At 61.3% G+C, this 19224-nt stretch carries 22 protein-coding genes; 10 read left to right on the top strand and 12 right to left on the bottom strand.

What is annotated here, in order from left to right:
- Window positions 1-26: 26 nt before the first annotated feature.
- The 4 genes from C5750_RS19350 (at window position 27) to C5750_RS19335 (ending at window position 3220) form a co-directional block, all read left to right on the top strand.
- A complete protein-coding gene (locus C5750_RS19350; RefSeq protein WP_105735770.1) occupies window positions 27-1523 on the top strand; it encodes a leucyl aminopeptidase in 1497 nt (498 codons plus the stop codon).
- Between the two features lie 111 nt (window positions 1524-1634).
- Entirely contained in the window at window positions 1635-2084 is a 450-nt protein-coding gene (locus tag C5750_RS19345) for a DNA polymerase III subunit chi (protein ID WP_105735768.1), read from the top strand.
- A gap of 3 nt (window positions 2085-2087) precedes the next feature.
- Window positions 2088-2678, top strand: a complete 591-nt coding sequence (locus C5750_RS19340) for a hypothetical protein (protein ID WP_105735766.1) — start codon at window positions 2088-2090, stop codon at window positions 2676-2678.
- A complete protein-coding gene (locus C5750_RS19335) occupies window positions 2678-3220 on the top strand; it encodes a GNAT family N-acetyltransferase (protein WP_158531319.1) in 543 nt (180 codons plus the stop codon). The genes C5750_RS19340 and C5750_RS19335 overlap by 1 nt, the downstream gene beginning before the upstream one ends.
- On the opposite strand, the gene C5750_RS19330 is transcribed toward C5750_RS19335, so the two are convergent.
- The gene (locus C5750_RS19330; RefSeq protein ID WP_245421169.1) at window positions 3199-3834 is read right to left on the bottom strand and encodes a helix-turn-helix transcriptional regulator; all 636 of its coding nucleotides are present in this window, start codon (window positions 3832-3834) and stop codon (window positions 3199-3201) included. The genes C5750_RS19335 and C5750_RS19330 overlap by 22 nt on opposite strands.
- 118 nt (window positions 3835-3952) lie before the next feature.
- Here C5750_RS19330 and C5750_RS19325 point away from each other — a divergent pair, with 118 nt between their 5' ends.
- Entirely contained in the window at window positions 3953-5380 is a 1428-nt protein-coding gene (locus C5750_RS19325) for an MFS transporter (RefSeq protein WP_105735761.1), read from the top strand.
- A gap of 106 nt (window positions 5381-5486) precedes the next feature.
- Here the strand turns inward: C5750_RS19325 and C5750_RS19320 are convergent, their stop codons facing one another.
- Window positions 5487-7385, bottom strand: coding sequence for an ABC-F family ATP-binding cassette domain-containing protein (locus C5750_RS19320; RefSeq protein WP_105735759.1), 1899 nt, complete (start codon window positions 7383-7385; stop codon window positions 5487-5489).
- Window positions 7386-7601: 216 nt separating this feature from the next.
- On the opposite strand from C5750_RS19320, the gene C5750_RS19315 reads away from it, so the two are divergent.
- Window positions 7602-8294: a glutathione S-transferase family protein gene (locus C5750_RS19315; protein ID WP_105736143.1), complete on the top strand. Its 693-nt coding sequence runs from the start codon at window positions 7602-7604 to the stop codon at window positions 8292-8294.
- A gap of 100 nt (window positions 8295-8394) precedes the next feature.
- Window positions 8395-8817 carry a nucleoside-diphosphate kinase gene (gene ndk / locus C5750_RS19310; RefSeq protein ID WP_105735757.1) on the top strand — a complete coding sequence of 141 codons (423 nt, stop codon included), beginning with the start codon at window positions 8395-8397 and terminating at the stop codon, window positions 8815-8817.
- A 66-nt stretch (window positions 8818-8883) separates the two neighbouring features.
- On the opposite strand, the gene C5750_RS19305 is transcribed toward ndk, so the two are convergent.
- From C5750_RS19305 to C5750_RS19280, 6 genes are all read right to left on the bottom strand, one after another.
- On the bottom strand, window positions 8884-9315 hold the full coding sequence (locus C5750_RS19305) for an META domain-containing protein (protein ID WP_105735756.1): 432 nt from the start codon (window positions 9313-9315) through the stop codon (window positions 8884-8886).
- Entirely contained in the window at window positions 9315-9791 is a 477-nt protein-coding gene (locus tag C5750_RS19300) for a molybdenum cofactor biosynthesis protein MoaE (protein ID WP_105735754.1), read from the bottom strand. Before C5750_RS19300 ends, C5750_RS19305 begins: the two co-directional genes overlap by 1 nt.
- Window positions 9792-9795: 4 nt before the next feature.
- Entirely contained in the window at window positions 9796-10053 is a 258-nt protein-coding gene (gene moaD / locus C5750_RS19295) for a molybdopterin converting factor subunit 1 (protein ID WP_105735752.1), read from the bottom strand.
- A gap of 4 nt (window positions 10054-10057) precedes the next feature.
- Window positions 10058-10642, bottom strand: a complete 585-nt coding sequence (gene pgsA, locus C5750_RS19290) for a CDP-diacylglycerol--glycerol-3-phosphate 3-phosphatidyltransferase (protein WP_105735750.1) — start codon at window positions 10640-10642, stop codon at window positions 10058-10060.
- A gap of 111 nt (window positions 10643-10753) precedes the next feature.
- Window positions 10754-12862: an excinuclease ABC subunit UvrC gene (gene uvrC, locus C5750_RS19285; protein WP_280952421.1), complete on the bottom strand. Its 2109-nt coding sequence runs from the start codon at window positions 12860-12862 to the stop codon at window positions 10754-10756.
- On the bottom strand, window positions 12859-13623 hold the full coding sequence (locus C5750_RS19280; protein WP_105735748.1) for an SDR family oxidoreductase: 765 nt from the start codon (window positions 13621-13623) through the stop codon (window positions 12859-12861). Before C5750_RS19280 ends, uvrC begins: the two co-directional genes overlap by 4 nt.
- 511 nt (window positions 13624-14134) lie before the next feature.
- On the opposite strand from C5750_RS19280, the gene C5750_RS19270 reads away from it, so the two are divergent.
- Window positions 14135-14776 carry an outer membrane protein gene (locus tag C5750_RS19270; protein WP_105735744.1) on the top strand — a complete coding sequence of 214 codons (642 nt, stop codon included), beginning with the start codon at window positions 14135-14137 and terminating at the stop codon, window positions 14774-14776.
- A gap of 63 nt (window positions 14777-14839) precedes the next feature.
- On the opposite strand, the gene C5750_RS19265 is transcribed toward C5750_RS19270, so the two are convergent.
- From C5750_RS19265 to C5750_RS19250, 4 genes are all read right to left on the bottom strand, one after another.
- Window positions 14840-15436 (bottom strand): glutathione S-transferase, encoded by a 597-nt coding sequence (locus tag C5750_RS19265; protein ID WP_105735742.1) that lies wholly within the window; start codon window positions 15434-15436, stop codon window positions 14840-14842.
- A gap of 94 nt (window positions 15437-15530) precedes the next feature.
- The gene (locus tag C5750_RS19260; protein WP_105735740.1) at window positions 15531-16280 is read right to left on the bottom strand and encodes a ribonuclease T2 family protein; all 750 of its coding nucleotides are present in this window, start codon (window positions 16278-16280) and stop codon (window positions 15531-15533) included.
- A 13-nt stretch (window positions 16281-16293) separates the two neighbouring features.
- Complete coding sequence (locus tag C5750_RS19255) at window positions 16294-16743, bottom strand: hypothetical protein (protein WP_105735739.1); 450 nt, start codon at window positions 16741-16743, stop codon at window positions 16294-16296.
- 60 nt (window positions 16744-16803) lie between these two features.
- Window positions 16804-17664 (bottom strand): 23S rRNA (adenine(2030)-N(6))-methyltransferase RlmJ, encoded by an 861-nt coding sequence (locus tag C5750_RS19250; RefSeq protein WP_105735737.1) that lies wholly within the window; start codon window positions 17662-17664, stop codon window positions 16804-16806.
- Between the two features lie 82 nt (window positions 17665-17746).
- Here C5750_RS19250 and C5750_RS19245 point away from each other — a divergent pair, with 82 nt between their 5' ends.
- On the top strand, window positions 17747-18277 hold the full coding sequence (locus C5750_RS19245) for an NADPH-dependent FMN reductase (RefSeq protein ID WP_158531320.1): 531 nt from the start codon (window positions 17747-17749) through the stop codon (window positions 18275-18277).
- 102 nt (window positions 18278-18379) lie between these two features.
- On the top strand, window positions 18380-19222 hold the full coding sequence (locus C5750_RS19240) for an EamA family transporter (protein WP_105735733.1): 843 nt from the start codon (window positions 18380-18382) through the stop codon (window positions 19220-19222).
- Window positions 19223-19224: the final 2 nt, after the last annotated feature.

Genomic DNA, 19224 nt, shown 5'->3' with positions numbered 1-19224 from the left:
CACAATTTGTTCAATCTGGAGATATCATGTCCAAACGACCATCCATCAGTTTTGCAAAGTTTGCCGCCGTTGAAAACGGAACCGCAATTTTGCTTCTGGCAGCCGAAGGCAAGGCCGCGCAGGAAGCCGAATCTGTCGTCGGGCAAGCGTTGCTGTCGCGTATCATCGATGTCTCGGATTTCAAGGGAAAACTTGCAGCAAGCCTGAGCACGCTCGCGCCCGCAGGCACCGAGCTTGACCGCCTGGTGCTGGTTGGCGCTGGCGATCCAGCCCGGCTGAAGGCCGATGACTGGCTGAAACTGGGCGGTTCGGCCTTTGCAAAAATCGGCAAGGCCAAGCATGTTTCCGTGGTTCTGGCCTTGCCGGACACGGACGTGACGGGCGAAAATGCCGCGGACTTCGCGCTCGGCATGCTGCTGCGCGCCTATACGTTCGACAAGTACAAGACGAAAAAGGGCAGGAGTGACGAGGAGCGGGAAGAAAAATCCTCGGCCAGGATCACCCTTCTCGTGGCCGACCCGCAGGCGGCAAAGAAGGCCTTTGCCAATGCCGAAGCTGTGGCGGAAGGCGTTGTTCTGGCGCGCGACCTCGTCAATGAACCGGCCAATATTCTCGGACCGGTCGAATTTGCCGAACGCATCGAGGAATTGAAGAAACTCGATGTGAAGGTCGAGATTCTCGACCCCAAGGACATGAAGAAGCTCGGCATGGGCTCGCTGCTCGGCGTGGCGCAGGGTTCGGTGCGCCCGGCGCGGCTCGCGATCATGGAATGGCAGGGCGGCAAGGGCAAGGACGCGCCCATCGCCTTTGTCGGCAAGGGCGTGGTGTTCGATTCCGGCGGTGTCTCGATCAAGCCGGCCGCCGGCATGGATGAGATGAAGGGCGACATGGGCGGCGCGGCTGCCGTCACCGGCCTCCTGCACACGCTGGCAAGCCGCAAGGCCAAGGTGAATGTGGTCGGCATTGTCGGCCTCGTTGAAAACATGGTCGACGGCAATGCCCAGCGTCCCGGCGATATCGTCACCTCCATGTCGGGTCAGACCATCGAGGTGCTCAACACCGACGCGGAAGGCCGGCTGGTCCTAGCGGATGCACTCTATTACTGCAATGAGCGTTTCCAGCCGAAATTCATGGTCAACCTCGCCACGCTGACCGGCGCGATCATGGTTGCGCTCGGCCAGTCGCATGCGGGGCTTTTCTCCAATGACGACACGCTGGCGGCGCAGCTCTTCGATGCGGGGCAGGCAACCGGCGAGAAAGTGTGGCGCATGCCGCTCGGTGCCGAGTACGACAAGCTCATCGACACCAAGAATGCCGACATGAAGAACATCGGCACCCGCTTTGGCGGCGCCATCATCGCGGCGCAGTTTCTGAAGCGGTTTGTCGGGGATACGGCCTGGGCGCATCTGGATATCGCCGGTACCGCCATGGGCACGCCGGCAAGCGAGTACAACCAGTCCTGGGCGTCCGGTTTCGGTGTCCGCCTGCTTGACCGGCTGGTCCAGGACAATTTCGAAGGCTGATGAAGGCGGCGGGTGGCTTGCGCCACCCGCCGCATCACCCATTCTTTGACGAATCGGTCAAGGCCTGCTTCAACGAAGTGACACTGGCGCGTTTTTGAGCCAAGAGAGACAATGACCGAAATCCTCTTCTACCACCTCACCGAATCGACACTGGAAAATGCGCTTCCGGGCCTGGTCGAGCGCTCGCTGAGCCGCCAGTGGAAGGTGGTCATCCAGACCGGATCGCAGGAGCGGCGCGACAGCCTCGACAACCATCTGTGGACCTGGTCCGATGCGTCCTTTCTGGCCCATGCCACGGACCAGGAGCCGCACCCGGAGGAGCAGCCGGTCATACTGACCACGGGCGAGGGCAATCCGAACGGGGCTACGGTGCGTTTTCTGGTCGATGGCGCGGTGCCGGCGCATGTCGAAGCCTATGAACGGCTGGTGCTGATGTTCGACGGGCATGACCAGATGCAGCTTGAACAGGCGCGAGAGCAGTGGAAGCAGTTGAAGGCCGGGGGGCACACGCTGACCTATTGGCAGCAGAATGCCGAGGGGCGCTGGGAAAAGAAGGCCTGAGAGATGCGCAAGCTGCTGCTGTTGCTCCTGCTCGCCGGTGTAGCGCTGGGAATTGGCTATCCCTGGTACGCCTATAATTTTTCCGGCAGCGAGCTTGGGTCATGGCGGGTGTTTGACCGGCCCGGCCCGTACAAGCGGGTGACGGTTTCGTTGAAGGCCAGCGACGGCCCGGTGCGAATTTTTGTCGACATGCAGCCGCTGCGCAATTTCATTCCAGCCGAAGGGCGCACCGCGCTGACCTCGGTCGTGTCGCGGGACGGCAAGGACGTGCTCGTCAAGACGCTCTCCTACGTCAATGCGCAGGCCGCCAATCGCGGTTCGCCGCAGGGGCCGCGTGTCTATCGCGACAGGATGGGCGACATCGACCCCGTGCTTCCCGGCGATTATACCTTTGCCATCGGACCCGGCGACGCCGACGGCCTCGACGTGGCGCAGGTGGATATCGTCCTGCGCAAGGGCGCGGTGAGCATCGACAAGCGCGTCGTTCCGGCCGGTCTGACCCTGATTGCCGTCAGCATTTTAGGCCTGATGCGTCTGGGGCGCCGCAAGGCCAATCCCAACAGCACGCCGCCCGCGCCCAAATGGGGGCGGTGATGGTGCAGATTGCCTGTCCGACACTGCTGACGCCGCGCCTGCGCCTGCGGCCGTTCGAAAGCCGCGATGAGGCCGGGCTGCATGCGTGCCTCGCCAACGAAACGCTGACGCAATATTGGGGGTTCACCGCTTGCACGACCATGGAGGAAACGCGGCGGTGCCTGCGCATCCTGGCGAAGACCACGTCGCCCTATGATTCGATGGCCTGGGCGGTGGCCGACAGGACCACGGACGAATGCATCGGCATGGTGAACTACCATCACCGCGAGGTCAGCAATCACCGGCTTGAAATCGGCTATATCCTGCGCAGCGAATGGCACGGGCAGGGCTTGATGAGCGAGGCGGTCAAGACGCTGATGGAGTATTGCGTGGCCCATTTGAAGGCGCACCGCATCACGGCGATCATCCACCCCGACAACACGGCTTCAATCCGGCTGGCCAAACGGCTCGGCTTTCAATGCGAGGGCGGGCCGATGCGCGATTATTGGCGCGTTGGCAGGGGCTATATGAGCCCGATGCTCTACAGCTTCATCGCCAGCTGACCGCTGTCACCCGGCTTTTCCGTGATCCGGTAGGCGCAGCGCCGGGCGCCTTTCAAGATATGCTCGAAGCGCCTGACCTCGACATCGGGACCAAGCGCGGCTTGAAACACATCAAGCTCCGACCGGCACAGTTTCTGGCATGCCCTGGCGGCCACGCAGATCGGGCAGTGGTTTTCCACCAGAACCAGCGCACCCGCCGCATCGCGGGTTATTTCTGCCATGTACCCCTCGGCGGAGCGTATTTCCGCCAGACGCTGCACCCGTTGCTCGAGGGAGCCCGCATGGGCAAGTTCCGTGCGGTAGTGGTCGAGCGTGGCGGTTTCGCGGTGCGCGATCAGCCTGTCGAGCCCGGCATCGCCGAACACGGCTGACACGGATGCCAGTATATCGGCCGTCAGCGCCGCATGGTTGTCGGGAAACTGCCCGTTGCCTTCCCCGGTCAGGTGCCAGAAGCGTTTCGGACGGCCAACGGTCTCGCGGCTGTCTTCATAGGCGACAAGGCCATCCTCATGCAGCCGCCCCAGCATCTGCCGCACCGCGACGGCGGTAATGCCGAGGCGGTCCGCCAGGGACGCTGCGGTCTGCGCGCCGGCCACCTTCAGGGAATAAAGCATGCGGTTTGTCGTTCGATCCTGCATGGTGGGAGCATAACAAGATTATTTTTAAAAAGCGATTGCTTATTTTATTAACCGGAATATAAAAACACAAAACTTATTTAATTGAGGTGACGCCATGCATGAACCCGACGACACAGCCAGCGATGCCCGCTGGTCTGAGCTGCTGACCCCGCAGTTTTCCGCCGCAACCACGACGCTCTGCCTCGGCGTGGCGCTGTTTGCCTTCAACGGGTTTCTCGTTTCCACCTCCCTGCCGACGGCGGTGCGCGAGATCGGCGGGCTGAAGCTGATTTCCTGGGCTTTCACGCTCTATCTCGTCCTGTCCATTGTCGGCGGCGCCAGTGGCGCCTTGCTCAAGGGCAGGCTCGGCCCGCGCCGGGCGCTGGTCGGGGCCGCCATTGTCTTCCTCGCGGGCACGCTGATCGCCGCCTTTGCCTCGTCGATGACGGAAGTGCTTGTTGGCCGCGCCCTGCAGGGGCTGGGTGAGGGCGTGATCGCCGCCATCTGCTATGCGCTCATTCCCGACCTGTTCCCGTCGCGCCTGGTGGCAAAGGTGTTTGGCGCCGAAGCCGTCGTCTGGGCCATCGCCGCCTTCGGCGGTCCGCTGGTTGCCGGGCTTTTGACGGAAACCGTATCCTGGCGCGCCGCGTTCCTCGTCAATGTGCCCATGGCGCTGATTTTCATCGCACTGGTGTTCCGCATCGTGCCGCGCTCGGCGACCGAAGCTGCGCCGCTGTCCGTGCCTTTCCTGCGGCTGGGCGCCATCGGCGGCGGCATCATGCTGGTGGCGCTTGCCGGCGTCATGCAGACCCTGACGCTGGAGGTCCTGTGCGTCGCCGGCGCTGCGGCCGTTCTCATTGCCGTCGTTGCGGTTGACCGCCGCAGCCGCACGCCGCTGTTCCCGTCCGATGCCTTTGCCCTGACGTCGACGGTGGGGATCGGCCTGTGGATCGTGCTGCTGATGCCTGTCGCCCAGGCCTCCACCTCGGTCTATCTCGTCATGACCCTGCAGAATCTCTGGGGCTACGGCCCGACCATGGCCGGTGCGTTCAGCGCCAGCTTTGCCGTCGCCTGGAGCAGCATTGCCATTCTGGTTGCCAATGTGCAGGACCAGCGCCGCCGCGCGCAGATGATCCGGCTCGGACCGGCGCTGCTGGTGACCGGCCTTGCCGTTCTGGTTCTGGGTTTCTCCGCCGATCTGCCGGGCGTGGTTCTGGTTGGCCAGATGAGCATCGGCGCCGGGTTCGGGGTCAGCTGGGGCTTTTTGAGCCAGAGCGTGATGGAATCGGCACGCGACGGCGAGCGTGACCGGGCTTCCGCCCTCCTGCCGACGCTGCAATCCGCCGGTTACGCCATCGGGGCCGCGGTGGCCGGTCTGGTGGCCAATGCCGCCAGCTATCCCCAGGCAACAAGCCCTGAGGCCCTGCGCGCTGCAACCATGACCATCTTTGCGGTTTCAACCATGATCGGCCTTGCCGCGATGGTCGCCGGTTTTGCCCTGCCGCTGCGCAGGAAGACGGTGTTCGCGGCTGATCTTTCGTAGCCGCATGAAAAAGCCGCCCTGACGAGGGGCGGGCGACGTTCCGGACGATCCGGAAAATCCAGGAGAGGGGAGGATTTCGACCTGCAAATCCCCTCTCTTGCGATTTCTACAGATCAGCCATTGCCTCTTCATATTCGGTCGACAGCGTCAGCCATTCCTCTTCCGCCCGGGCGAGCGAGGATTTGGCGTAACCGATTTCCTTGCCGATCTGCGTCGCCCTGGCCGGCTCGCGGCTGTAGATGACCGGGTCGGCCAGCTGGTCCTGCAGGGTCTCGATCTTCTTCTGGAAGCGCTGCACCATGGCATCGGCTTCCTGGATTTTTTTCTGCAAGGGCTTCAGCGCTTCGCGCTTCTGCGCCGACAGCTTGCGCTGCTCGGCCTTGGTCAATTTCTGCCCGTCATCGGCGGTGATCTTGCTGTTGCCGGAGCGCTCGGCCTTGGCATCGGCCAGAACCAGAGAACGGTAGGCGTCGAGATCGCCGTCATAGGGCGCAACCGCGCCGTCACGCACCAGCCAGAGCCGGTCCATGGTGGCTTCGATCAGGTGCCTGTCGTGGGCGATCAGGATCACCGCGCCGTCGAAATCATTGAGCGCATGCATCAGCGCTTCGCGGCTGTCGATATCCAGATGGTTGGTCGGCTCGTCCAGGATGAGCAGGTTCGGACCCTGAAAAGTGGAAAGCCCCATCAGAAGCCGTGCCTTTTCACCGCCGGAAAGGTCTTTCGCCGCCGTGTTCATCTTCACCGTGGCCAGGCCCATCTGCGAAACGCGGGCGCGCACCTTGGATTCCGGCGCATCGGGCATCAGCTTGCGCACATGCTCGATGGCATTGTCCTCCGGCACCAGATCGTCGAGCTGGTGCTGGGCAAAGAACGAAATCTTCAGGTTCGGCGCCACCGTCATGCGGCCGCTCTGCAGCGGCAGGCGTCCGCTGATCAGCTTGGCCAGCGTCGACTTGCCGTTGCCGTTCGAGCCCAGCAGCGCGATACGGTCGTCCGCGTCGATGCGCAGGTTGAGATGCTTGAGCACCGGCTTGCCGGGCGTATAGCCGACTTCGCCGTTTTCAATGGCGATGATCGGCGATGCCACCACCTTTTCCGGCTCGGGAAAATGGAACGGCGCCACATGGTCTTCGATCACCGACGAAATCGGCTTCAGCTTCTGCAGGGCCTTCAGGCGTGACTGTGCCTGCTTGGCCTTGGACGCCTTGGCGCGAAAACGCTCGACGAAGGCTTCCATGTGCTTGCGGTGCGCTTCCTGCTTGGTGCGCTGCTTCTGCTGCAGCTCCAGCGCTTCGCTGCGCAGGCGCTCGAACTGGTCGTAATTGCCCTGCCACAGCGTCAGCTTGGTCTGATCCAGATGGATGATCGAATTGACGGCCGAGTTGAGAAGGTCGCGGTCGTGGCTGATCAGGATGACCGTGTGCGGATAGCGGCGGACATAGTCCTCCAGCCACAGCGTGCCTTCCAGATCGAGATAGTTGGTCGGCTCATCCAGCAGCAACAGGTCCGGCTCGGCGAAGAGCACGGCCGCCAGCGCCACGCGCATGCGCCAGCCGCCGGAGAAGGACGAGGCCGGGCGCTTCTGCGCTTCGGAATCGAAGCCGAGGCCGGAAAGGATCGCCCCGGCGCGCGCTTCGGCCGAATGCGCGTCGATATCGACCAGGCGGATATGGATTTCAGCGATGCGGTGCGGATCCGTGGCTGTCTCCGCCTCGGCCAGCAGGGCGGTGCGCTCCTGGTCGGCGGCCAGCACGATCTCGAGCAGGGAATCTTCGGTTCCCGGCGCTTCCTGCGCCACCTGACCGATACGGATGTTCTTGGGCAGGAAGAAATCGCCGGTTTCCGCCGGCATCTCGCCGGTGATCACCTTGAACAGGGTGGATTTGCCCGCGCCATTGCGCCCGACCAGTCCCGCCTTCGTGCCCGACGGCAGGTTGAGGTTGGCGTGATCGATCAGCAGGCGTCCGGCCATACGCACGGATATGTCGTTGAGAATAAGCATGGCCGCGCTTTTGCACGGGAAATGTGCTTTTCGCAAGCCGTGCGTGCCGCAGATATCGCCCGATTGCGCGGGAAAGTGAGGTTAGGCGATATCTGTGTCCGATTGGGCACGTTCATAACGAGCGGCGCTCATGCGGAAATGCTGTTGCGCCAAATTGACTTTCTGCCGAAATGCGTCAGTCTTGCTGCCACAATATCCAAACAGAGGCGGCTTTCCATGGGAATCATTCTGCACGAACTCGTCGGTACGGATCTGAACCGGCCATTCAGCCCGCACTGCTGGAAAACCGTGATGTCGCTGGCCCACAAGGGCCTGCCGTTCAACCGCAATCGCGTGTCGTTCAAGGATATCCCGGCGCTTGAAGGCGCATTTTCGCCGAAGGTGCCTGTTATCCGCGATGGCGAGACGCGCGTGGCGGATTCCTTCGAGATCGCCCTCTATCTGGAAGACACCTATCCGGACCGGCCGTCGCTGTTCAAGGGCGAGGGCGGCCGGGCCATGGCCCGCTTCGTCGAGGGCTGGTCGCAGATGACGCTGCATCCCTATATCAATGTGGTCATTCTCATGCCGGTGCACGATATTCTCGATGCGCCGAACCAGGCCTATTTTCGCGAGAGCCGGGAAAAAATCTTCGGCCGCCCGCTGGAGGCGGTGGCTGCCGAACGCGACGCCAGGCACGACGCCTTCACCAAAAGCCTCGAACCGCTGCGCAAGATGCTGCTGTCGCAGCCGTTCATCGGCGGCAAGGGCCCGCTGTTCAGCGATTACATCGTGTTCGGGGCGTTCCAGTGGGTGCGGGTGCTGACGCCGTTCAAGCTCGTGGACGAGAACGATCCGGTGCATGACTGGTTCGAGCGCTGCCTCGATCTGCATGGCGGTATCGCCCGCGAGATCAGTGCTGCGGCCTAAAGGCAAGATGCAGGGTTTCTGACGGGCGGCCCCTTGGCAAAGGGGCTGCCTGACGCTATAGAGCCGCCATCCAATTCCCCTAACGACAAGGTTTTATTCCATGGCGATTGAACGCACTTTCTCGATGATCAAGCCCGACGCGACGCGCCGCAACCTGACCGGCGCCATCACACAGAAGCTGGAAGAGGCTGGTCTTCGTGTCGTTGCTTCCAAGCGCGTCTGGATGAGCCGCCGCGAAGCCGAAGGCTTCTATGCCGTTCACAAGGAACGTCCTTTCTTCGGCGAACTCGTTGAATTCATGTCCTCCGCACCGACCATCGTTCAGGTTCTGGAAGGCGAAAACGCCATTGCCCGCAACCGCGAAGTCATGGGCGCCACCAACCCGGCCAATGCCGACGAAGGCACCATCCGCAAGACATTCGCCCTGTCGATCGGCGAAAATTCGGTTCACGGTTCCGATGCGCCTGAGACAGCCGCAGAAGAAATCGCTTACTGGTTCTCCGGAACGGAAATCGTCGGCTGATTGGTTCAGCTGAAACAGAAAAAGCCGGGATTTTCCCGGCTTTTTTGTTTTAAAAGGGCTGTCAATTCAGTCCTGCCGCGCCAGCCGGGCAATGGTTTTGCCCGATGCATCGCGCAGCGTCAGCTTGCCATCCACCAGCCGGAAGGCACGGGTGCGCTCCAAGATGGCAAAGAACTTGTGTTCCTGATCCATCAGGGCAGGCGGGCAGAGCTTGCGCGTTGCTGCCGCCGGCTTGAAGGTGAGTTTGCGGCCTTTGACCACAGCCTTGCTCATGAAGCGGTTGCAGCCGCCGGAGCCGCTCACCGCGCCGTCATGGCCGATCATCAGGGTTGTCTGGGCGAAATCGATGACGCCGCCGCCATTGATGTCTTCCGCCAGCCAGGACGCACCGGTGAGGTCAGGCGCACGGCTTTCGCTGCGCGCCTTGAACGACAGGCCGAACAGCGCGATCACGCCGGCGAAACCGACGATGAGCGAGAGAATGGCAAGCCGCCGCATTACTTCACCTCGTTCCAGCGCTTGAGCGCAGCCGCATCGGTCGATTTGGCCTCGACCCAGTTGCTTTGTGCACCGCTGGCAAGGTGTTCCTTCTTCCAGAAGGGCGCGGCATTCTTCAGATAGTCCATCAGGAAGGCGGCGGCATCGAAGGCGGCGCGGCGATGGGCGGAAGCGGCCACGACAAGCACGATGTTCTCGCCGGGCCGGATCATGCCGAAGCGGTGGATGACCGTCAGGCCCGTCAGCGGCCAGCGGCCGAGCGCTTCACCGGCAATGCGGGTGATCTCGCGGGCGGCCATTTCGGGGTAGTGCTCGATTTCCAGTGCCTGGAGCGTTCCGGCTTCATCCCGGCACAGCCCGCTGAAGGTGACGACGGCGCCGATGTCATGGCGTCCCGATGTCAGGCGGGCAATTTCGGCGGCCGTATCGAAATCGCCGCTCTGGATGGCGACGCGCGGTCGGATCGTGCCGGTCATAGCATCAGCCGCCGGTCATGGGCGGGAACAGGGCAATCTCCTGCGCGCCGCCGATCGGTGTCTTGTGATCGACATGTTCCTGGTTGATGGCCACCCGGATGACGTCCTGATATTCCAGCGCCGCCTCATATTCCTCGCCGCGGGTTTTGAGGTGGCTCAGAAGATCGCCGACGGTCACGATGGAGGGCGCGAGATCGATGATCTCTTCGCCCTTGCCGATGCGTTCGCGCACCCACGCGAAATATACAAGCTTCACTGCCATGGCTCTAATCTACCACATGTTTCAGTCCGGCGCGGAAATAGTCCCAGCCGGTATAGAGTGTCACGAGGGCCGCCACCCACAGCAGGGCGATGCCGAACTGGGTCGTGTGCGGCACGATCTTGTCGCCGGCAGGTCCCGCCAGAAGGATAGCCACGGCAAACATCTGGATGGTCGTCTTCCATTTCGCCAGCTGGCTCACCGGCACGCTGACTTTCAGTTCCGCCAGATATTCGCGCAGGCCCGAAACGAGAATTTCGCGGCACAGGATGATGATCGCCGCCCACAGCGTCCAGCCGGCAATGGTTCCATCCGCCGCCAGCAGCAAAAGACAGGCCGATACCAGCAGTTTGTCGGCTATGGGATCAAGCATGCGGCCGATGGTCGAAGTCTGTTTCCAGATGCGCGCGAGATAGCCGTCGAAGAAGTCGGTGATGCTGGCAATGGCGAAGATGACCAGCGCGCCCCAGCGCGCCGCATCGCTGGATTGCAGGCTGCCTTCGAGGAAAAAGCACAGCACGACCAGCGGCACCGCGAGAATGCGCCCATAGGTCAACAGGTTCGGCAAGGAGTAGGCGTTGTTCTTGGGCATATTTCCAACCAATCAAATCAGTGCCGATCAAACGGGCTTGTCCGCCAAACGTCAAGCTCATCATGCGGGAGTCGGGCGCAATTGTGTCCCGATTTCAATAGTTAAGCCAAGCTATGAGCGAAAATGATCGCGAATGGTGATGGCCATTGCTTCCGATATCCCGTCCACCTTCATCAAATCTTCGACAGCAGCCTGCGATACAGCTTTAGCCGTGCCAAACTGATGAAGCAGTGCACGTTTGCGTGAAGGGCCGATCCCGGCGATCTCATCCAGCGGATTCTTGACCATTTCCTTCTTGCGCTTGGCGCGGTGGGTGCCGATGGCGAAGCGGTGCGCCTCGTCGCGCAGCCGCTGCAGGAAATACAGGACGGGATCGCGCGGCGGCAGGGTGAAGGACTGTTTTCCTTCCATGAAGAACCGCTCGCGCCCGGCATCACGGTCCACGCCCTTGGCAACGCCGATGGCCGTGACCTTGCCGGCAATGCCCATCTCCTGCAAAATGCCGCGCACGGCGCTCATTTGGCCCTGGCCGCCGTCGATCAGGATGATGTCGGGCCATGCGGGGAAGGCATCGGACTCCTCGTCGAATTCATCGATTTCCACATCCGCCGGGGTATCCGGCATGTCCTTGTTCTCGGGTGTTCCGTGTTCCTTGACGAGGCGGCTGAAGCGGCGCTCGATCACTTCGCGCATCATGCCGAAATCGTCGCCCGGCGTGATCTCCGTCGAGCGGATATTGAACTTGCGGTACTGGTTTTTGACAAACCCTTCCGGGCCCGCCACGATCATGCCGCCAATGGCATTGGTACCCATGATGTGGGAGTTGTCGTAGACCTCGATGCGGCGCGGTGTTTTTTCCAGGCCGAAGGTTTCGGCGACACCCTTGAGCAGGCGCGACTGCGACGAGGTTTCGGCCAACTGGCGGCCAAGCGCCTCGCGCGCATTGCTGAGCGCGTGTTCGACAAGGTCCTTCTTCTCGCCGCGCTGCGGCACGGTGATCGTCACCTTGCGGTCGGATTTCGCCGTCAGGGCGACGCCGAGCAGTTCCTGATCCTCCACCGTTTCCGACAGCATGATCAGCGAGGGGCAGGGCTTGTCATCGTAGAACTGCGCCAGAAAGGCGCCGAGCACCTCGGCGCTCGACAGCGATGAATCGGCCTTGGGATAATAGGCGCGGTTGCCCCAGTTCTGGCCGGTGCGGAAGAAGAACACCTGAATGCAGGTGGTGCCGCCGTCCTGGTAGATGGCAAAGACATCGGCCTCTTCAACCGATTGCGGGTTGATGCCCGAATGCGACTGGACGTGGGAGAGAGCAGACAGGCGGTCGCGATAGACCGCCGCGCGCTCGAAATCGAGTTCGGCGGAGGCTTCGCGCATGGCATCGGACAGGTGGGTTTTCACCGCCTGGCTCTTGCCGGACAGAAACGCCTTGGTCTCGCTGACCAGCTCGTCATAATCCGCTTCGCTGATCTCGCTGGTGCAGGGGCCGGAGCAGCGCTTGATCTGGTAGAGCAGGCAGGGCCGCGTGCGGTTTTCGTAGAAGGAATCGGTACAGGTGCGCAGCAGGAAGGCGCGCTGCAGCGCGTTGATCGTGCGCCCGACAGCACCCGCCGAGGCAAAGGGGCCGAAATAATCGCCCTTCGCCGAGCGGGCGCCGCGATGCTTGAAAATACCGGGTGCCAGCCGCCGGTCGGTCTGTTTGGGCGCCGTCAGCAGGATATAGGGAAACGACTTGTCGTCCCGCATCAGAACATTAAAGCGCGGGCGCAAGCGCTTGATGAGATTCGCTTCCAGCAGCAGCGCCTCGGTCTCGGTGCGGGTGACGACGAATTCCATTTTCATGGTTTCGCGAATCATGCGGGCGATGCGGTTGTTGTGGCCCTGACCGCGTGCATAGTTGGAAACGCGCTTCTTCAGGTTGCGGGCCTTGCCGACATAGAGCACGTCGCCGTCGCCGTTGAACATGCGGTAGACGCCCGGCTTGTTGGGCAGCCGCTTTACCAGTTCGCCGATGACATCGGCACCGCTGGTTCCGTCGCTTTCGACGCTGGAATCCCATTCGATCGCATTGATCAGCGCCGCGACGTCGCGGATCGGCTCGCTGTTTTCCGCGGCGAGCGGGCCCTCATCATCCAAGATCACGCCGGTATCCTCCGCAGTCCCGTCAGGGGACAGCGGCGGGGCCGGGTCGATTGCCGGATGATTGCGTGCGTTGGTCATTCTGCCATTCCTGTGACATCCGGCGTCTCCCACGCCAGATGCTGCCCGCCATCCAGGGCAATCATTTGCCCGGTGATGGAGCGCGTCTGCCAGAGATAGCGGATCGTGTTGCCGAATTCTGCCAGATCGGGCCCGCGTTTCAACAGCAGGCCGTCAACTTGTTGTTCAAAATCGATTCTCTCCTGACGTTCCCCCTGCATGGTCGGGCCGGGACCGATGGCATTGACCCGGATATGCGGGGCCAGCGCCTGCGCCATGGTCTGGGTCGCGGCCCACAGGGCGGCCTTCGACAGGGTGTAGGAGGTGAATTTCGGCGTGAGTCTCCACACGCGCTGGTCGATGATATTGACGATGAGGCCGTTCTCCCCCTCGGGAAGCGCCGATTTCATCGCGTCGGCCAGCAGCACCGGGGCTTTGACATGCACGGCGAAATGCCTGTCCCAGACACGGTCGTCAAAATGGCCGAACCCGTCATCGTGAAAGATCGACGCATTGTTGACAAGGATTTCCACCGGGCCGAGCGCGTCCTCGGCGCTGCCGATCAGGCCGCGAACCGCATCGGCGTCGGTCAGATCCGCCTGAACCACCGCCGCCGTGCCCCCGGCTGCCTCTACTGTGTCCAGCAGCGCGCGGCCTTCTTCCAGCGAATGATTGCAATGAATAGCCACAGCAAAACCATTGGCGGCAAGATTCTCTACAATCGCCTTACCAACACGCCTTGCGCCGCCTGTGACAAGGGCAACGGTCTTATCTCTGTGCACACGGCTCTCCCAGTCTCGCGATTCACGCCTGAATATAGGCCCGAATATAGGGAGGATATCGGCAAAGCGCGAGGGTTTGCGGCGTCTGCACTGACAAATGAGAAATTCCAGTTGTTCATTTCATTCATGGCATTTTCGTCTGATGACGGTGGGTATAGCGGCAGAAATCAGCTGAAAAACCCAAGCATAATGCAAAGTTTAAGTATCGGTTAAGTATACTATATTGAAGGGGGTGATTTTCTGACTTTTCGATAAAATTTTCTCAAATATTTCGTAAAATCTATTTTGTCGTACTATTTTTATCTGATTGAAATCGTTCGTAAAATCGAGATGTTGCATAATGAACACATCGCATTTCTGCCATTTTCTCGACAGTTTCTTTTCACAGTCTGGCGCGAGTGCCGCCACAATGAGAAGCGAATGTTCCTCTCGTTCAGCGGACGCAAGTTTTGGTTTATCCCCCCGACCAAGTGCCCGCTCCGTGTAAAAGAGTTTAAAAAAGGAGATTGCCATGCGCACTCTTAAGACAATGATCCTCGCTTCGGCGGCTGTGCTGACGCTCTCCGCCCCAGTTCTGGCTGCTGACATCATCACCGAACAGGCTCCTGCGCCTGAAGCTGCATACCAGGCCCCCCAGGCCGATTGGTCCGGCGCTTACCTCGGTGTGTACGGCGGTTATGGCTGGAACAAGAACAAGACCAGTGTTGGCAAGCTCGATGCCGACGGCCTCAAGGGTGGCGCTTACGGCGGCTACAACCTGCAGAACGGCCAGTTCGTATACGGTGCTGAAGGCGACATCGGCTATTCCGGTGCCAAGGAAAACAACTTCGGCTACAAGGCCAAGCAGGGTGTAGAAGGTTCGATCCGCGCCCGTGCCGGTATCGCACTTGATCCGGTCCTGCTCTATGGTACAGGCGGTGTTGCCATCACCGACAGCAAGCTGTCCGGTCCTCTCGGCAGCGAAAGCAAGACCCACGTCGGCTGGACAGCCGGTGCCGGTGCAGAAGCCAAGATCACCCAGAACATCGTCGGCCGCGTTGAATACCGCTACACCGACTTTGGCAAGAAGGACTATGATCTCGGCGGCCTCGACAGCGTATCGAACAAGATCACCACGAACGAAGTTCGCGTTGGTGTTGGCTACAAGTTCTAATCCGGACTTGACCTTTAGAAAAAGCCGGGCAGGAAACTGCCCGGCTTTTTTATTGTCCTGGATTTATTTCGGCAGAAGCGCGGCAAGTTCGGGATGCAGCTCCTCGAACCGTTTTTGCCAGCGCTTGAGCTTCGAGCGGCCCTTTTCCCATTTGCCCTCGAAGCGCAGGGTGGCATAGGCGAGGGCGGCGGCCAGCGCGATATGGCCGCCATGCAGCTTCTTGCCGAGGCGCGGCGGCGCCGCATTCAGATAGTCGAGCACGCGGATCGCCTTGGCCCACTGCCAGTCGAGCCATGGCTGGTGGATTTTTTCTTCCGGATGATAACGCCGCTCATAGACATGGGTGAGCAGCACATCGCACAGCCCGTCGGCAATGGATTCCAGCTGTTCCGCCTCCAGCCGCTTTTCGGCATTGCGCGGGAAAATCTTGTTGCCCGACACGCGGTTGAAATACTGGGTGATGACGCGACTGTCGTAGAGTGCCTTGCCGTCATCGAGAATGAGCGTCGGAATCTTGCCGAGCGGATTGGCGCTGATCAGTTCGGCTGGCGCCGTGCTGGTGTCAACAAGCACACTTTCAATGGGAATGCCGGCGTAATGGGCAGCCATGCGCACCTTGGTGCTGTAGGGCGAGGCGGGGGAATACAGAATTTTCGTCACGATGACGCTCCTCGGTTGACGATTCGATGGCGAACGGTAAACGCCCGGCGGCTTTTCGCAAAGCGTTCAGATCAGAGGGGGGTGATCGGCAGTACTACCGCGTTCCCGGCATGTCGACGGAACGCCTGCGGCAGGAGGAGCGGTCAATCTCCGGGCAGCTGCGGAACTGCAGGTCCTTGGTCAGGCAGACACGCACCTCGCGCAGGAATGTGCTGTCGCAGGTGACGGAGACCGCATCCCGCGTCATTCCCGGATTGGCCGTGACAAAAGCCTGTTCGACGAGCTGCGGATTGACCGGCGCCCGCTGGGTGGGCTGGTTGTAGGCAGACGGGATGGCAACGCGCGATACCGCCTGCCGCATCACCGAAAAATAGTCTTTCTGCGTCAGTCCGGTGCAGGTGCCGTGCTTGCGCCATTCATAGGTGACGAGCCCGGCGGAGGGCATGATGTCGGAAAGCTGTCTCGCCTGGCTGAATGGCACGTCACGCGGCTCGTCCGTGGTGCAGTCCTGCGGATAGCCCTGTTCATATTGCGGCCAGAGCCCGTGCACGACAAAACCGTAGGGGCGCCCGGTCGAACATTGCTGCCGGTTGGCGTTCGAGCCTTCGGCAGCGCAATAGCTGGGCGACCAGGACAGGGCGAGAACATAGAAATCAAAACCGCTGCCCGCCGGTACCGATGCGGCGGGCGCGCCTGTTGTCTGGCGTTCACCCGCGGCAATTACTTCGGGTGTTTGCGCGGGAGCAAGACTTTGCCGCGGCTGCTGCTCACGCAGATAGGTCAATACGGACACGCCAAGAAGCGCTGCAAACAGGGCGTAGCGCGCCAGGCTGCCGAGCTGCATCAGCGGTCACGGATCATTTCAGGCTGCGGCAGCGGCCATTGTAAACATTCCAGCGGTCGAACCCGGCAACGCAGAACTCGACATTGTTGCCGATGGAGGCGTAGCCCAGGCCTTCTTCGACGACGTACCAGACTGGACGCTGCTTGCCGTCGGACAGATGGGCGGTCGCCTGGCAATAATAGCGCGCGACGGCCGACATTTCCGGATCGCGGCTCGGTTCATAGCGCTGCTGGTGGACTTCGCTGAAATCCTGGATTGCAACCTGCTGCAGGCCCGGAACGTGATGCACCTGATAGGAGAAGCGGTTCACGATGCGATTGAGGACGCCGGATTTGCCGCAGGTATCGTCATAGGTCTGGCTGGGCGCGCGTTGCAGGTAATCGGCGGAAAAGGCCGGAACGGCGGAGGAAATTGCCAGTACAGCGCCAAGGGTCGTGGCGAGAAGGGTGGAAACGCGTGCCATAGGGGTCACTCTCCATGAGGTATCGATATGCTGCCAATGTCGGACAGCCGGTGCGCGCGGTCAAGCACCAACTTGCTCGCCGCGGATCCAATCGACGGTGAAACCGGCATTCTTCCCGTCACTGAGGACTTTTGACAACGCCGGGAAAACGGTTCGCAGCTCGCTCTCCAGCGTGAAAGGCGGATTGACGATGATCATGCCGGTGCCGTCGAGCCGGGGTTCCGGCGAGGGCGCTCGAATCATCAGCTCCGCGCGCAGGATTTTGGCAATGCCGGTATCGTACAGGAGCGCGGCGAAGCGCTTGACCTCCTGCCGGTCTTTGACCGGATACCAGAAGGCATAGGTGCCGCCGGCAAAACGCCGGTGCGCCTTGACCAGCCCTTCCACAAGGCGGTCGAATTCGCCGCCGATTTCAAACGGCGGGTCGACAAGGATGAGGCCGCGCTTTTCCTTGGGCGGCAGGTGGGCACCCAGCGCCAGCCAGCCATCCAGCTCTGTCACGCGCACCTGCACATCGCCTTCGAACACGTCAGCGAGAAGCCGGGCATCGTTCGGATGCAGTTCGAGCGCCGACAGCCGGTCCTGCTTGCGCAGGAGGTGCCGCACGATCAGCGGCGAACCGGGATAGTGGCGGATGGTGCCATCGGCATTTTCGGCGCGGACAATATCCAGATAGGGCTGGATGAGACCGGCGACATCCGTATCCAGTTTGGCCTCGAGCAGGCGGCCGATGCCGCTCTGCCATTCGCCCGTCTTGCCCGCTTCCGTCCCCTTGAGATCGTAGCGGCCGATACCCGCATGGGTATCGATGACGCGAAAACCATGGTCCTTGCGCTGCATATAGAGCACAATCCGCGTGAGGATAATGTGTTTGACGACGTCGGCGAAATTGCCGGCGTGATAGGCGTGACGGTAGTTCATGGCCCTGCTTGTTTCACGATGTTGGTGCTATCACAAGCATCTCGCTATGCTGATTGTCAAATTGATTCCCGAAGGTCTCCCGATGACAAAACTTCTCGCCCTGTCCGGCAGCCTGCGCGCCGTTTCCATGAACAAGTCCGTGCTGGAAGCGTGCAGCCAATTGGTGCCCGCCGGTGTCAGCGTGGCGCTTTATGCGGGGCTGGCGGGATTGCCGCCCTTCAATCCCGATCTCGACGGCGACAAGCCGCCCAAGAAGATTGTGGCGCTGCGCAAGCAGGTCGGCGCGGCCGATGGACTGATCATTTCCTGTCCGGAATATGCCCATGGCATTCCCGGCAGCTTCAAGAACATGCTGGATTGGCTCGTGTCATGCGTCGAATTTCCGGGAAAGCCGGTGCTTCTGATCAATACCTCGCCGCATTCGGAGCGCATCACGCCGCTTCTCATGGAAGTGCTGATGACGATGTCGGCGCATGTGATCACCAGCGCCGCACTCACCCTGCCGCTCAAGGGCAGGAAACTGGATGCGGACGGCATCGCCAAAAGCGCTGAATTCGGCACGCCGCTGCGCGCCGGTCTTGCCAGCTTTGTCGACGGTATCAATGCCGTTTAGAACTTCTCACTTTAAAGATGAGATTATCGAATTTGCCTTATGACCCAAATGTGTCATTGAGCACAGGGAGCACGCGCATTTCGGGTGTGCCGGGGTCTGATCATGTCCGGAACGGTTGTTCTTATTGTCCTGTTTGCCGCATTCCTGCATGCAAGCTGGAATGCTGTCGTCAAATCCGAGGGCGATAAATTCCTCAACACCGTCGTGGTCGTAACGGCAGCCGGGGTGATCGCCATGATCTGCCTGCCGTTCCTGCCGGCACCGGCGCGCGAAAGCTGGCCGTTTCTGGCGGCATCGGGCGTCGTTCAGCTCATCTATCTCGCGCTTGTGGCGGCGGCGTACCGCAGCGGGGACATGAGTCAGGCCTATCCCATCATGCGCGGCACGGCGCCATTGTTCGTTGCCATTGCCAGCGGTCCGCTGGTTGGCGAGTTCCTGTCGGCGCAGAAATGGTCGGGCATCGCCCTGATCTGCTGCGGCGTGCTGGCGCTGGCGCTGGAAGCGCGGCGGCGAGCAGGAGCCAACCGCGCCACGACCGTCTTTGCGCTCTTGAATGCGCTGGTGATTGCCACCTATACCCTGATCGACGGCATCGGCGTGCGCCATTCCGGCGCACCGGCGGCCTATACGATGTGGGTTTTCACGCTCAACGCCATTCCACTGTTCCTCTGGACCATGGTGACCCGCAAGGGCGAACTCTGGCCGCATTTCCTCAAGCGGACGCGGCTGGCCACGGTCGGCGGCGTCGGCACGCTCGGCTCCTACGGTCTTGCCCTGTGGGCGATGACCATGGCCCCGGTCGCCGCCGTTGCCGCCCTGCGCGAAACGTCGATCCTGTTCGCCGTGGCCATCTCCGCCCTGGTTCTCAAGGAGAATATCGGCGTCAAGCGCCTGATCGCCGTGGCGCTGATCGCCGCCGGTGCTGCCGTGATGCGCCTTGCCTGACG

This window comes from Phyllobacterium myrsinacearum (assembly GCF_002980555.1).
Taxonomy (GTDB): Bacteria; Pseudomonadota; Alphaproteobacteria; order Rhizobiales; family Rhizobiaceae; genus Phyllobacterium; species Phyllobacterium myrsinacearum.
The sequence above is the reverse complement of the archived record's forward strand: the minus strand, read 5'-3'. Positions and strand labels throughout refer to the sequence as shown.